This window comes from Pseudarthrobacter sp. CC4 (genome assembly GCF_048957775.1).
Lineage (GTDB): Bacteria > Actinomycetota > Actinomycetes > Actinomycetales > Micrococcaceae > Arthrobacter.
The window spans coordinates 62,760-75,926 of the sequence record NZ_JARCCZ010000004.1; the positions used below are offsets into that span (position 1 = coordinate 62,760).

At 68.4% G+C, this 13,167-nt stretch carries 14 protein-coding genes; 6 read left to right on the top strand and 8 right to left on the bottom strand.

Translation table 11 applies throughout. From position 1 onward, the window contains the following. Positions 1-75 precede the first annotated feature (75 nt). A complete protein-coding gene (locus tag PV768_RS04700) occupies positions 76-2,022 on the top strand; it encodes a hypothetical protein (protein ID WP_421092404.1) in 1,947 nt (648 codons plus the stop codon). Here the strand turns inward: PV768_RS04700 and PV768_RS04705 are convergent. Then, positions 1,944-2,288, bottom strand: coding sequence for a hypothetical protein (locus PV768_RS04705; RefSeq protein ID WP_104998767.1), 345 nt, complete (start codon positions 2,286-2,288; stop codon positions 1,944-1,946). The genes PV768_RS04700 and PV768_RS04705 overlap by 79 nt on opposite strands. 197 nt (positions 2,289-2,485) lie before the next feature. On the opposite strand from PV768_RS04705, the gene PV768_RS04710 reads away from it, so the two are divergent. The 4 genes from PV768_RS04710 to PV768_RS04725 all read left to right on the top strand — a co-directional run bounded on the left by PV768_RS04710 (position 2,486) and on the right by PV768_RS04725 (position 5,979). Beyond that, complete coding sequence (locus PV768_RS04710) at positions 2,486-2,920, top strand: hypothetical protein (protein ID WP_421092405.1); 435 nt, start codon at positions 2,486-2,488, stop codon at positions 2,918-2,920. A gap of 166 nt (positions 2,921-3,086) precedes the next feature. Further along, positions 3,087-4,304: an MFS transporter gene (locus PV768_RS04715; RefSeq protein WP_421092406.1), complete on the top strand. Its 1,218-nt coding sequence runs from the start codon at positions 3,087-3,089 to the stop codon at positions 4,302-4,304. A 29-nt stretch (positions 4,305-4,333) separates the two neighbouring features. Continuing rightward, positions 4,334-5,038: an esterase/lipase family protein gene (locus PV768_RS04720; protein WP_421092407.1), complete on the top strand. Its 705-nt coding sequence runs from the start codon at positions 4,334-4,336 to the stop codon at positions 5,036-5,038. Then, entirely contained in the window at positions 5,035-5,979 is a 945-nt protein-coding gene (locus PV768_RS04725) for an LssY C-terminal domain-containing protein (protein ID WP_421092408.1), read from the top strand. The genes PV768_RS04720 and PV768_RS04725 overlap by 4 nt, the downstream gene beginning before the upstream one ends. 201 nt (positions 5,980-6,180) lie before the next feature. On the opposite strand, the gene PV768_RS04730 is transcribed toward PV768_RS04725, so the two are convergent. Beyond that, positions 6,181-6,693, bottom strand: coding sequence for a PepSY domain-containing protein (locus tag PV768_RS04730; protein ID WP_157241497.1), 513 nt, complete (start codon positions 6,691-6,693; stop codon positions 6,181-6,183). Positions 6,694-6,896: 203 nt separating this feature from the next. On the opposite strand from PV768_RS04730, the gene PV768_RS04735 reads away from it, so the two are divergent. Next, entirely contained in the window at positions 6,897-8,387 is a 1,491-nt protein-coding gene (locus tag PV768_RS04735) for an ATP-binding protein (protein ID WP_421092409.1), read from the top strand. Here the strand turns inward: PV768_RS04735 and PV768_RS04740 are convergent. From PV768_RS04740 to PV768_RS04765, 6 genes are all read right to left on the bottom strand, one after another. Next, positions 8,335-9,045 (bottom strand): response regulator transcription factor, encoded by a 711-nt coding sequence (locus tag PV768_RS04740; protein ID WP_421092410.1) that lies wholly within the window; start codon positions 9,043-9,045, stop codon positions 8,335-8,337. The genes PV768_RS04735 and PV768_RS04740 overlap by 53 nt on opposite strands. Positions 9,046-9,351: 306 nt before the next feature. After that, the gene (locus PV768_RS04745) at positions 9,352-10,257 is read right to left on the bottom strand and encodes a phosphatase PAP2 family protein (RefSeq protein ID WP_421092411.1); all 906 of its coding nucleotides are present in this window, start codon (positions 10,255-10,257) and stop codon (positions 9,352-9,354) included. 96 nt (positions 10,258-10,353) lie between these two features. Then, positions 10,354-11,538, bottom strand: a complete 1,185-nt coding sequence (locus PV768_RS04750) for an MFS transporter (RefSeq protein ID WP_421092412.1) — start codon at positions 11,536-11,538, stop codon at positions 10,354-10,356. Further along, on the bottom strand, positions 11,535-12,077 hold the full coding sequence (locus PV768_RS04755) for a Chromate resistance protein ChrB (RefSeq protein WP_421092413.1): 543 nt from the start codon (positions 12,075-12,077) through the stop codon (positions 11,535-11,537). Before PV768_RS04755 ends, PV768_RS04750 begins: the two co-directional genes overlap by 4 nt. 129 nt (positions 12,078-12,206) lie before the next feature. Continuing rightward, entirely contained in the window at positions 12,207-12,707 is a 501-nt protein-coding gene (locus tag PV768_RS04760) for an SRPBCC family protein (RefSeq protein ID WP_421092414.1), read from the bottom strand. A gap of 11 nt (positions 12,708-12,718) precedes the next feature. Further along, complete coding sequence (locus tag PV768_RS04765; RefSeq protein ID WP_157241502.1) at positions 12,719-13,060, bottom strand: ArsR/SmtB family transcription factor; 342 nt, start codon at positions 13,058-13,060, stop codon at positions 12,719-12,721. Positions 13,061-13,167: the final 107 nt, after the last annotated feature.

Below are 13,167 nucleotides of genomic sequence, written 5' to 3' on the forward strand. Positions count from 1 at the left end.
ACCGCAGTGCGGAACCAGGATCCGGGTTCCGCACTTTCCCTTCCCCGCCAGTTGGCGCGGGTGGATCATTTAGCCATGGACAAGCGCGCAAGCCGTGGCGGCCATGGCGCCGCCGAGGGCGCGGAGACCGCGAACGGGCCCGGGCGCCCCGGGCAACCGGCCCGGCCGGACCACGTGGTGGTGTTCGTCCACGGCATGGGGCGGGCCCTCAAGGGCGGCACCCTTCAGGAGTGGGCCCAGCCGCTGATGCTGAGCCTGCACGATCTCTCCCTGGACATGGTGCCGCACACCGCGCATCCGCACCTGGTGATCACCAAGGCCAACGCGGTGGGCGACGCGCCGGAGGTGCTGGTCAAGGTCCTCCGCGGCGTGGACGGCCACGAACCGGACTACCTGACTGTGCTCATGACCGAGGCGTCCTGGGGCAGGGACTTCGAGCCGGCGTCGGCCGCTTCAACCTACTCGTGGGCGCTGCGCACGGCCCTGCGCGTGTACATGCGGTCCGTGCAGCTGATCAAGTGGAACCTCCATCCCGGCCAGCGGAAGGACATCGGGTGGCTCGGCGCCTGGCTGCGGCAGCTGGTCCTCACGTCGCTGGCCGCGTTCGCCGGGTTCTTCATCCTGCTTGCGGTGCTGGTGGTGCTGCTGCTGATCATCATCCTGGCGTGGATTCCGGGGCCGGGCCGGTGGGTGGGGAGGCTCGTGTCCCTGTTCGCGGACTTCCTGGGCGATCCCCAGGTGTGGAAGCGCAAGCCACTGCAGGCCGCGGCCATGCGGCAGCGGGTGGTGGACACGCTCCAGCGCTGGGACCACAGCCCGGGCACGGAGGTGACCGTGGTGGCGCACAGCCAGGGCGCGGCGATCACCGGGCAGGTCCTGTTCCAGAACCAGGCCCGCGCCACCAACTTTGTCAGCGTGGGCAGCGGGCTGGACCTGCTGGGCTACGCGCAGTGGGGCGGCGGGACGGGGGAGGACCCGGTGACGGACTGGCTGGCCAACCCCCGTCGCCCCCGGTGGATCAACGTGTGGGGGAAGTTCGACTTTGTGCCCGCCGGGCCCATCTCCACGCACGCCAACGGCCCGCTGCCGGTCTTCGGCAAGATCTACGCCCGGGACACCGGGGGCGACGGCGGTCCGGGCCCCGAGGAACATCCCGTGTACAACAGGTCCGCCCTGATCTACGACCACATTGTCTACTCCAAGAACCGCGTTGAGGTGCTGGATCCGCTGGCGCGGCTGGTCCTGGACCCGCCGCCACCGGACACTGCCGGGCTGGCGTTCAGGATGCTCGACGGCGACCGGCGGCTCCGCCCGCACCGCGTCATGGTGAAGAGCCTGGGCGTGACGCGGCTTCTCGCCGTCATCACCTCAGCTTTGAGCGCTCCTGCTGCGCTGGCGTGGCTCGGTTCCCTGGACTGGACGCGGAACCTGGTCCAGTGCGGCCCGCCCGGCGCCGCCGGGGATCCCTGGTGGTCCGCCTGGCTGTGCTCCGGCCCGACCTACCACTGGGCGCACTGGCAGGACCTGGGCGTGCTGGCCGTGACAACCGCCGTGTTCGCCGGCGTGCTGGTGGGACTCCTGAACGGGCCGGTGTGGGGAGTGCTGCACGACCGGCTGCAGCGGCTGCGCAAGCCGTCCTTCCGGCAGTCCAGCGATCCCACGCGGAACCTGCCGGCCAACCCCTGGTGGTACGTCACGTGGTATTTGCTGATCGTGACGGGGGTGGCCGTGGCCGTGCCGTTCATGCTGGCGTGGCCGGACCTGCCCTGGGTGGCCGTGGTGGTGCTGGTGCTTGCGCTCTGGGCGCTCTGCTTCACGCGCACGAGCATAACGGGCCTGCCGGCGCGGACCGGTGAACCCGTGCAGGCGCAAGCGGCTGCCAAGCCGCAGCGGGCGGCACCCCAGCGGCCGCCCGGCGTCGTCCGCGGCGAAAGGCAACAGGCTCAGCCCACCGGTTCGGCAAGCCTTCCGGCTAACACCGTGACCGGTGCGGCGGACCAGCGCTCGCGCTCGGGCTCATAGGAAATGACGACGGCGGCGTCGCTGTCCCGTGCCTCGTCCATGGCGAGCAGCAGGGCGTCCTCCACGTGCCGGGCGTACTCCAGCCGCTCCGCCAGCGTGCCCTGCAGGTCGGCGTCGTCAATCAGCACGTGGCCCTTGCCGTCCACGATGACTTTCAGTGAATACCCCTGGTCCTCGTGCAAGGACCCCCTGGTGGATGAAATTTCGGTGACTCTGTCTGCCCGGACCAGCCCGTTGCCGAGCGTGCGGATCCACACTTCACCCATCGAATGACCTCCCCGTTGGCATGGGCGCGGAACAGCGCCCCATAAAGCGAACGCTACTCCTCCGCGGGGCATTTGTGACCCCCGAATTGCTACATTTACGGGCCTTTTGGCACTTCCGGCCGGGGTTTCCCGTGGGAACGATGTTGGCAGGCGGCGCGCCCAATCATTCCGGCCGTCCACTCGCTTTGGGAGTCACTATGGCGGACAAGACCGTGACCACCCGCGGCGGCAACATTGGCTCTGTGCTGGTTAACGCCGTGCTGCTGTGGGGGATCAACATCTGGCCGGGCTGGAAGGTTGTGCCCTTCCTGACGGCGGACATGGAACGTGTGCTCGGAATTATCAACGCGTCCCTGACCGCGGGCATCATCGCCAACCTCATCTTCGTGGTGATCCGCAACCGGGGCGTCATGGCCCTGGGGAACCTGGCGGTCCTGGGCATCGGGCTTGCGGCTACCCTCCGGATGCTGGAGGTCTTTCCCTTCGACTTTGGGGACAGCTGGTCCGGCTGGCCCGTGGTGGTGCGGGTCCTGCTGGTGCTGGGCATCGTGGGCTCCATCATCGGCATGGTGGTGGAAATCGTGGCCATGTTCAGGTCGCTGGCAGGCTTCGGAGAGCGGGCCCGCCAGTAGTCTCCCGGCGCTGGGGATAGCCGGGCTGGCGTTGTACCGCGCTGCGCACCGAGGCCCGGGTTCGGTGCGCACGGACAGTCCCTGCGCACTGAGCCCTGCCCTCGGGGCGCAGGCCGGCGGCGTGCCGGGGAAAGGGCGTGCCGGGCGCGGCCATAGGATAAATCTGATGACTTCCCCGGACGACCCCCAGCCCTTCAGCCTGCGCGGCATGGCGGTGGCTGCTTTCGGGCCCACGCTGCTCTACGGGATCGGCACGGGAGCCATCCTGCCCGTGGTGGCCCTCACCGCCCGCGACCTCGGCGCTTCGGTGGCCGTCGCGGCCCTGGTCGTCACGCTGATCGGCGTGGGGTCCTGGTTCTTCAACCTGCCCGCCTCCCTGGTGACCCTCAAATTCGGTGAGCGCTGGTCCATCGTGGCTGCCGCCGTCGCCGCCGGGCTCGCGCTCGCGGCGGCCGGGCTGACTTCCGTGGTCCCCAACGGGCTGTGGCTGCTCGCAGTGGCGATGGCCGTCGTCGGGATGTCCGGGGCCGTGTTCGGCCTGGCCCGGCAGAAGTACCTCACCGAGGCCGTGCCCGTGGAATTCCGGGCCCGGGCGCTCTCCACGCTGGGCGGGGTGAACCGCATCGGCGTGTTCATCGGCCCTTTCCTTGGCGCGGCGGTGATGCAGTTCGCCGGGATCAGCGGTGCCTACTGGGTGGGCGTGGTGGCCATGGCGGGAGCCGCGCTGCTGTCCCTCACCATCCCGGACCTGGCCGTTGCGCCAGGGCCCGACGGCGGGCACAAGGGTCCGGAGCCCACCCTCCGGAGCGTTGCGGCGTCCCACGCAGGCGTGTTCCTTTCGCTGGGGGTGGGGATCCTGCTGCTCAGCGCCCTCCGCTCCTCCCGGCAGGTGGTCATCCCGCTGTGGGCGGACAACCTGGGCCTGGACGCCACCTCAGCTTCACTGATCTACGGGCTCTCCGGCGCGATCGACATGCTGGTGTTCTATCCCGCCGGCAAGCTCATGGACCGGAAGGGCCGGCAGTTCGTCGCCGTCCCGTCCACGCTGCTGATGGGCGTGGCCCTGCTGGTGATTCCGCTGACCGGCTCCTTTGCGGGGCTGCTGCTGGCGGCGCTGCTGATCGGGTTCGGCAACGGCATCAGTTCGGGACTGGTGATGACGCTGGGCGCCGACTTCTCACCGGACCGGGGCCGCGGGCAGTTCCTGGGGCTGTGGCGGTTCATGGCCGACGCAGGCTCCACCGCCGGGCCCGTGCTGCTCTCCGGGGTGACTGCCCTTGCCACCCTTGGCGCGGGGATCTCAGCCACCGGCATACTGGGGTTCGCGGCGGCGGCCGTGTTCGCCGTCGTGATTCCGCGCCTGAAGCACCGCCGCAACTACTGACCGGCGGGAGCGCGGGATATCCTCGACAGATGAGTGAACCGGGCACGCCCATGAGGATCAGTGCGCTGCAAAAAGGTGCCTGGTGGCTGCAGGACTACCTATATGCCGCGGGATGGCAGGTCCGCGGCATGTTGTCGCGCGTCCAGCCCGGGTCCTTCCACCAGGGCCACCGGCGGCCGGTGCTGATCATCCCCGGTGTATACGAAAACTGGCAGTTCATGATGCCGCTCATCCAGTCCATCCACGACGCCGGCCATCCCGTCCACGTGGTCACGGTGCTGCAGCGGAACCAGCTGGACGTCCCCGCGGCGGCCCGGATGGTGGCGCAGCACCTGGAGGAAGCGGGGCTGCGGGACGCCGCGATCGTGGCGCACAGCAAGGGCGGCCTGATCGGAAAGTACGCCATGCTGATGCTGGACCCTGAGCAGCGGATCGACAGGATGGTCACGGTCTGCACGCCGTTCTCCGGTTCGCGCTATGCCAGGTACATGCTGCTGCCGAGCCTGCGCATCTTTTCGCCCCGGCACCCCCTGACCCTCGAACTGGCCCGCGAAGAGGCGATCAACAGCCGGATCACGTCCATCTACGGCCCGTTCGATCCGCACATTCCGGAGGGCAGCGTCCTTCCCGGCGCCACCAACATCGAGCTGCCCACCGCAGGGCACTTCCGGATTTTGGGTGATCCCCAGACGGCGCGGATCATCGTTGAGCAGCTGAACCCCGACGAGCCGTGACCCCCGGGCTGGAAAATCCGGATGTCGGGGACCCGCATTGGGGGTCCTCCGGCGCGGGGTCCGCGCGGGCGGTTCCGGCCGAACCTGACCACTCCCGTTCCAGCAGCGCCTTGGAGCGCCGGCAGAGCAGGTGGGCCACAGTCCTGGCGATGCTGCAGCGGCTGCTGTACCTGGCGGTCACCGTCGCCGTCGGCTGGGCTGTGTACTTTTTCCTGCTCGCCAGGCTCTCCCGCGGCCCTGAGCAGGCGTGGGTGTTCCTGCCCGTCTGGCTGATCCTTGCCTATGCGCTGCTGCCGCGCGTCCACAAGATCCTGAGCAGCCTGTACATCCCTGACTACTTCATCGGCCGGGCAAGGACGGGCGACGGCGTGCTGGGCGATCCCGTCAATCTCGCCGTAGTGGGGACGGAGGAAGAGCTGCGGCGGGCCATGCTTTCCGCCGGCTGGGTGGAGGCGGATCCCATCACCCCGGCGACCGCCTGGCACACCCTGGTGTCCACCGTCCTGGGCCGCAGCTATCCCGCCGCCCCGGTAAGTTCCCTGTACGTCTTCGGCAACAGGCAGGACCTGGCGTTCCAGCGCGAGATCGACGGGAACCCGCGCAAGCGGCACCATGTCCGGTTCTGGAAGTGCCCGCCCGGTTGGATGCTGCCGGGAGGCCTGTCCGTGGACTGGGTGGGGGCCGGCACGTACGACAGGAGCGTGGGACTGTCCCTGTTCACGTTCCAGATCACGCACAAAATTGCCGACCGTACGGACGAGGAACGCGACTTCATCATCGCCACGCTGCAGGCAGCCGAGGCCGTGCAGTCCGTGCACGTCATCCTCAACTACTCCAGCGGCTACCACCACCGCAACGGCGGCGGCGATGCCATCCGCACCGACGGGCATTTGCCGATCATTGACCTGTACGAGCCGGGCAGGCCCGGTGTTTCCGCCTGACTGCAGGTGCGGGGCGCCCGAACCTCGCATACGCTCCGAGTCCAATCGAAACCAGGAACAGGGCAGTACCTGTGGCCTCGGGCCCGGCCAGCAATCCCGCGGCCAGGAAACCGCTGTCCATTGCCAGGGCGAGGAAGTGAATTTTTGGCGGTATCCTCATCTTGCGCCTCCCCGCCCTGCATGCTTTGCCTGGCCCGCGGATCAGTCGCGTTCAGGCGCGCCCGTGCGCAGGACCTGGAAATCTGCTCCCAGTTCAACGTCAACTTCGGAACCGTCGTCAAGAATGATTTCCGCCTCGTAGGCGGCGCCGCCTTCATTCTCCCTTTCGACGTCCCCGATCCGGCCCTTGCCCACGTTCGCCAGTGCGGCTTGTCCTGCCCTGTCGCGGTCTGCAGCGCTCAGCGGCTGCCCTGAATCGTCGTCCCGGCCCTCCGAGACCACCCGGAACGAGCTGTCGAGTTCCACTTCCACCCGGTTGCCGTTGTTCAACTGAACGTTCACTTCATAGGAAGTATTGGGGTCGTTGTCAGTCTCGGCGCTGATAACGGTGCCGGGACCCGTGCGGGCAATGGCCGCATCGCTGGCCTGCTGCAGGGCGCTTCCGGTCAACGGCTGGTCGTCGCCCGGGGCGGTGCCGGCAGTGGCGACGGACGCTCCGGTGATGGCGGCTGCCGCGGCAGCAACGCCTGTGATCAAAAGAATTTTCCGGCCCATGACGGTCTCCTGTTGTGTGGCCCCCAGCAGATCCTGATCGATAAAACCAGTGTGCTGCCAAGGCTTCTGCGCCCACAAATTCCGCCGGGCAAATCTCAGCCAGGGCTCAGTTTGCCTCAGCAGGGGCACAGCCTGGACAGGGGAATCAAAAACAGTTGCCGGGAGGGTTTGTCACAGGCGGCAGCGGGACGCATCCTTGGTTCATGGATGCCGAAAAGCGGCGCCCCCGCTTCGGGAAAACGCGCACCCGGCGCTGGGGGGTGCGCAAGCGGGCAACGGCCACGGCGGTCGCCTTTGTGGCGGCCGCGCTGCTCGTGGGCGGACTGATTCTCCTGCTGCTGCTGCAGAGGGCCCTGGTGGCGTCCACCGAAAGGCTCACCCGGCTCCAGGCCGAGGATGTGGTGGCCCACATCGCGGAACAGGACCTCGAGGAAGCGGCCAACTATGTCAGGTCCGCGGCGCGCCCGGGCCAGTACATCCAGATCCTAGACCCCAACGGAGCTGTCCTGGCGGCGTCGGTCCCCGCCGCGGCTACCAGGCCCATTACGGCGCTGCGGCCGGAAGCCAAACAAACGCTGTTCGAGAATGTCTCCGTGCAGCAGAGCCTGTTCGATGATGACCTGCTCGTTGCGGCCACGGGCGTTGGCGAGGACGGGAAGGTGTACACCGTAGCCGTTGCCGCCACGGTAACAGTGCAGGCGGAGACCGTGGCCACCGTGGCATGGTTCATCCTTGGCGCCGCGCCACTCCTCCTGGCAGGTGTGGGCTTCGGGGTCTGGATCCTCGTGGGACGGTCACTGCGGCAGGTTGAGCAGATCCGCGACCAGGTTGCGGGCATTAACGCCCGGAGCCTGGACGGCCGGGTGGGGGTGCCCCGGACGTCCGACGAGATCCAGGCCTTGGCGCAGACGATGAACATGATGCTGGACCGGCTGGAGGCCTCGGACCGGGAACAGCGGCGCTTCGTTTCCGATGCGAGCCACGAACTGCGCAGCCCGCTGGCAACCCTCAGCGCCGCGGTGGAGATCGCAGCTGCCGATCCGTCCGGGGTCATGTGGGAGGAGACCAAGGAGGTTGTGGCCGGGGAAACGGCCCGGATGCGCTACCTGGTCCAGGACCTGCTGACCCTGGCCAAGGCCGATGACCAGGGCCTGCGCCTGGAGGCGGCGGACGTGGACCTGGACGACGTCCTCAACGACGAAGTCCGCCGCCTGCGCTGCACCAGCAGGCACCAGATCGAGGCCAGGCTTGAACCGGCCCGGATCACCGGTGATGTCCGGAGCCTCGGCCGGGCCATCAGGAATGTCCTGGACAACGCGGAGCGGTACGCACGGGCACGGATCAGCATCCAGGTGCGCAACTCGCCGGACGGCGTCCTGCTCACCATCGACGACGACGGCCCGCCCGTGCCCGTTGCCGAACGAGAGCGGATCTTTGAACGCTTTGTCCGGCTTGACGAAAGCCGGTCGCGCGAAAGCGGCGGCAGCGGCCTGGGTTTGGCCATCACGTCCGCGATCGTCAGCGCCCACGGCGGCCGGATCCTGTGCACGGAAGCTCCCGACGGCGGCTGCCGGTTCGAGCTGGCATTTCCCGCCCAGGCCACCAGGGTTGAGTCCGCCGAGAAGGCCTTGGTCCAGCCGCTCACTCCGCTGAAAGGGCCGGGGAAACCGTTGCGGCAGGGCGGTCGGGGGTGAGCATGTACCCCATTCCCCGGATGGTGGTCAGGGTGTGCAGCCCGAAAGGCGTATCGATTTTCCGCCTCAGGTAGCCCATGTACACCTCGACGACGTTGCCCCCTCCCTCGAAGTCGGAACCCCAGACGTTGTCCAGGATTTCGGACTTGGACACCACCTGGCCGTGCCGGCGCATCAGGTAGTACAGCAGCGCGTACTCCTTGGCGGTGAGCCCGATGGGGGTGTCTCCACGGCGGACACTGCGGCTCACGGAATCCAGGTTCAGGCTTCCGAGGGCGAGGACCACAGGCCGCTCGGGGGCGCCGCGGCGTGCCAGGGCCCGGATGCGGGCCACCAGCACCAGGAAGCTGAAGGGCTTTGTAAGGTAGTCGTCCGCGCCAAGATCGAAGGCGTCGGTCTGGTCGTACTCACCGTCTTTTGCCGTCAGCATCAGGACCGGCGTCCAGATCCGGTGTTCCCGGATTCCCCTGAGTACGTCGTAGCCGTTCTTCAGGGGCAGCATCAGGTCCAGCAGGATCACGTCATAGGGGTTCTCCACTGCAGCCCGCAGGCCGCTGACGCCGTCGTGTGCCAGGTCCACGACGAACCCTTCATTGCGCAGCCCGCGCCGAACCGTTTCGGCCAGCACCACTTCGTCGTCGACGATCAGGACCCTCATGACCGCGCCTCCCGGTTCATACCGACAGTATCCATGACCCCGTTGGGCTGCACCACACTCGGCACGGGGTAGGCGGCCGGAAGTCCCGGCGCCGCCTTGGGGGGCATACGGCGCCGGGACGCGGGAGACCTGGCGGCGCCCACTTCAAAACGACGCCAGGAGACCGATGGGCGGGGTCAAAGAGCACCAATGTGGTCGAAATCCCCGGCCAAGCACCAGCAAGTATTCACGGGCTGTATCAAAAAAGGGGCCGGAAATTCCTCAAGAAACCGTCAACATTCACCCAGCCGGGGTCAGAACCGACCGTCAGCGCCCTGGCGGGTCCCGCCGTCGTGCGGCATACGCGAACAGTGAGGTGGTGGCGACGGTGGCCAGGTAACCGGCGATCACGATCAGCGCAATCCCGGCCCAGAAATAGTTCGTGGTGCTGGCCTCCTGCCAGGGGCCGGGCGCGATGCGGGCCAGCGAGTACACCGCCACCGCCGCGGACACCAGCCCGATCGCAACCGGCAGCGTCAGCCAGAGCCGTGCCGAGCCGATGTGCCTGCCGAACCCGTCCCACTCATTCCAGGACCCGCGCCGGATGATGAGCCACCCCGCCGGAATCATGAACGCGCCCACCAGCAGGAACGCGGCCACCACGTCCGCCGGCCGGTGCCACTGGTTGATCAGCGTTGAGACCCCGGAGGCGATGGCGAAGGTGCCGCCCACAAAACCGGCCATCGGACGCCACCGGGGGGAGGCCATGAGGAAGACCGCGGCCGCAGCCGAGGCCGCCAGCGTGGTGTGCCCGGACGGCAGCGAGTTCAGCTCCAGCGTCACCACACCCTTGTCCGGGCGGGCCGGGAGCAGGTCCTTCAGCACCTGGGTGGCGATGTTCGCCCCGACGCACGCGGCCACGGCGATCCCGGCCTCCGCCCAGTGCTTCCGGATCACCGTGACAAACAAAACCACGACGGCGGCCATCACCAGTGAGATGGTGGGCAGCAGGTCCAGGAACCGCGTGCTCGCCTTGCCCGCCGGGCCGTGGATGCCCACGGCCTCCACCAGCGCCGACTCATCGATGAACTGGCCGGTGGTGGTCTGCACGAAGTAGTAGTAGGTGGCGATCAGGCCGGCCACGCAGGCCAGGGTGGCAAGCACGAACAGGAAGCCCGACCCCGGCGCGGGTCGGGCCGGTGTCCTGCTGGGTGCCTGCCGTTGGAAAGTCATTGGTTTAAGGGTGTCACAGAAAGCTGGGAGCCGGCGTCACCCAACTAGGTAGCGCCAAGTGTCGTTTTCAGGGTTCATAACGACACTTGGCGCTACCTAGTTGGGCGGGGGCGGGCCGGCCGGGGCGAGGCGGGGGAGGCTGGCCGCTGCTATCAACAGCGCGAGGGCGCCGAGTCCGAAGGGCAGGGCGGTCAGCGTGGCCACGCCCCCTACCAGCAGCGGCCCGCCGGCGTCGCCGAGTTCGCGCCCGAGTTCGGCGGAGCCCATGGTGCGGCCCATGCGCTCGGGCGGGGTGGTGTCCGCCAGGTGCGCGAAACCCAGCGGCGTGGCCGCCCCCACGCCGACCCCGATTGCCGCAGCGGCAAGGAAGATGGTGACCGGGCCCGGGGCGGCCGCGAGCACGCCGACACCCGCCGCGATGAGGAGGAGCCCCGCCGTCGTGCCCTTGTTGTCGGTGATGCGGTTCCGGTCCCGCAGCCGGCCGACCCGCGGCTGGGTCAGGACGGACCCGAGCGCCAGGAGGCTGACAGCGGCGGTGCCGGCGACGGCGTCCAGGCCGTGCCTCGTGGCCAGCGCCGGGAGGAATCCGACGGCGGCTCCGAGCGCCGCCGTCGATGCCGCCAGGACCAGCGTGGGAACGAGGAAGCGCCGCTCGCCCACCTGCCGTGCGAGGTCCAGCACGGTGTACCGCTGGCGGGGCAGGGGTTCAAGGTGCGGCACGGCCAGCAGGACCCAGACTGCCGTGGCTGCCGCGAGCACGGACAGGGTGCCGAAAAGCAGGGCGAAGCCGCCGGCCCAGATCAGGCCCGCGCCCAGCAGCGGCCCGATGATGTAGCCCAGGCTTTTCCACGACCCGTACCTGCCGAAGTAGGTGCCCGCATTTCCGCCCCGTGCGAGCCGGGCCACCATGGCGGACGACGCCGGCGAGAACGCGGATGCCGCCGCGCCCTGGCCGAGCCGCGCCAGGGCCAGCATCAGCGGGTCCGCCGCCCAGAGCCCGATCAGGGACAGTGCGGCAAAAGCGAGCAGCCCGCCGACGATGACGGGTTTGGCGCCGATCCTGTCGCTCAGGGCGCCGAAGACCGGCTTGAGGAAGACCTCGGAAACGTCGTACAGGGCGAGGAGGATGCCCAGGTTAAGCAGCGTCAGGCCGATGTTCCCGCTTTGCGCGCCCAGGCCCGCCGCGATGCTGTGGGCGCCGAATGCCGTCACGAACCCGGCGGCGTAGAGGGGCGCGGAGACGCTGGCGGCCTTGGCTGCAGCGGTGCGGGCGGCCGTCACGAGTGCACCTTGCCGTAGACGAGGGCGGCAAAACCGTCCAGGGCTGCGGCGCAGTCACCGAGCTTCCGCTCGGCACCCGCCGAAGCCGGGCTGCCGAAGACGTCCTTGGTCCGGAGGGCGCGGAACCAGCGGCGCAGCCGGTCCAGGCTCTGCTCCTCCTCCTCAAGCTCGGCCAGCGTGAACTTCCGCTTGGCGATTTCCTTCGCGATCTCGTCGGTGAACTTGCCGCAGTCGGCAACGAATTCCGCCCACTCCTCCGCGCGTGCAGCGGTGAAGAGTCCACGCAGCCTGGCGGCGTCGTCGTCGGCCGGCGCGGTGGTGAGCAGGAGCACCTCGCCGTTTCCGGCGGCGGCCAGCTCCTTGGCCTTCTTCGCGCCTTCGCGGCAGGCGGGCACGTCGGGCGCCGTCCAGGCGCCCTGCCCGACGGGGACCGCGCCGAAGCGCCGGAGTTCACGCCAGACCGCCACCCGGTGCCGCGAAGGCTCCGAGGGTACCTGCACGAGCATCACCAGCCAGGGCGCTTGTTCAAGGGAAGTCACACCATGAAGTGTAACAACTGTTACAGGATCAGGAGTGCGGGTTGCCTCCCTCCCAAGTAGGTAGCGCTAAGTGTCGTTTTGACGCTCCAGAACGACACTTAGCGCTACCTAGTTGGGAAGGGGCGGGGGTCAGCCGAGCGCAGCCGCCAGCTCCTCGATGATCTCGAACTGTTCCCGCACGCCGCCCTCCATGCCGGACTGCGCGATCATGTCCCGGACTTCCTTGCTGCCCGCGTTGGTGCGGATGCGCACCACGGTCGCGCCGCCGTCGGTCTCCTCAAAGGTGACCGTGGTGACCACGGCACCCTCCTCGCTGTCCGGCCGCGTTCCCGGCGTCTCCATCACCTCGGTGTGGACGATCCGCTCGTTCGGGACGATCTCCCGGTACGTCCCGTGGAAGGCCACCTCGAATTCGCCGTGCGCCACCATGACGTACCGCCAGGCCCCGCCCACACGGAAGTCCATGTCCGCCACGGTCATCCCGCCGCGCCGGCCGGGCCACCACCTCCTGACCAGTTCCGGCGTGGTCCAGGCCTTGTAGACGAGAGGCCGGGGTGCGTTGACCGTGCGCGTGATGAGGATTTCCTCGTCGGTGGGGAAGCTGATGTCCAAGGTGTTTGTTGGTGCCATTGCCCTGCTCCCTACTCTTGCGTGTCTTCCTGTTGAAGATCCTCGAGAACGTCATCGAGCAGCTCGAAGCGCTCGTTCCAGAGATGCTGGTAGCCCGAAACCCAGTCGTGGATAGGCTTCAGCGCCTGCGGGTTCAGCCGGTACACCCGCTGCCGCCCTTCGTCGCGGACCACGACGGCGCCCACCTCGCGAAGGACCCGCAGGTGCCGGGACACGTGCGGCTGGGCCAGGCCGAGCAGGTCAACGATCTCGCTGACCGGCCGTTCGCCGGCGGCCAGGGCGTCCAGGATTTCGCGCCGGCGGGGTTCCGCCACCGCGTTGAACGCGTCCGCTGTTGTTGCCGCCCGTGCCATGCCGCGATTATATATCCATATGGATATGGATTGGAAGGGCTGTGCAGCTGAAAGGGCCACTGGAAGGGCTGCGCGGCACCCTCCAAGGGCCGACTTTCGGCCCTTCA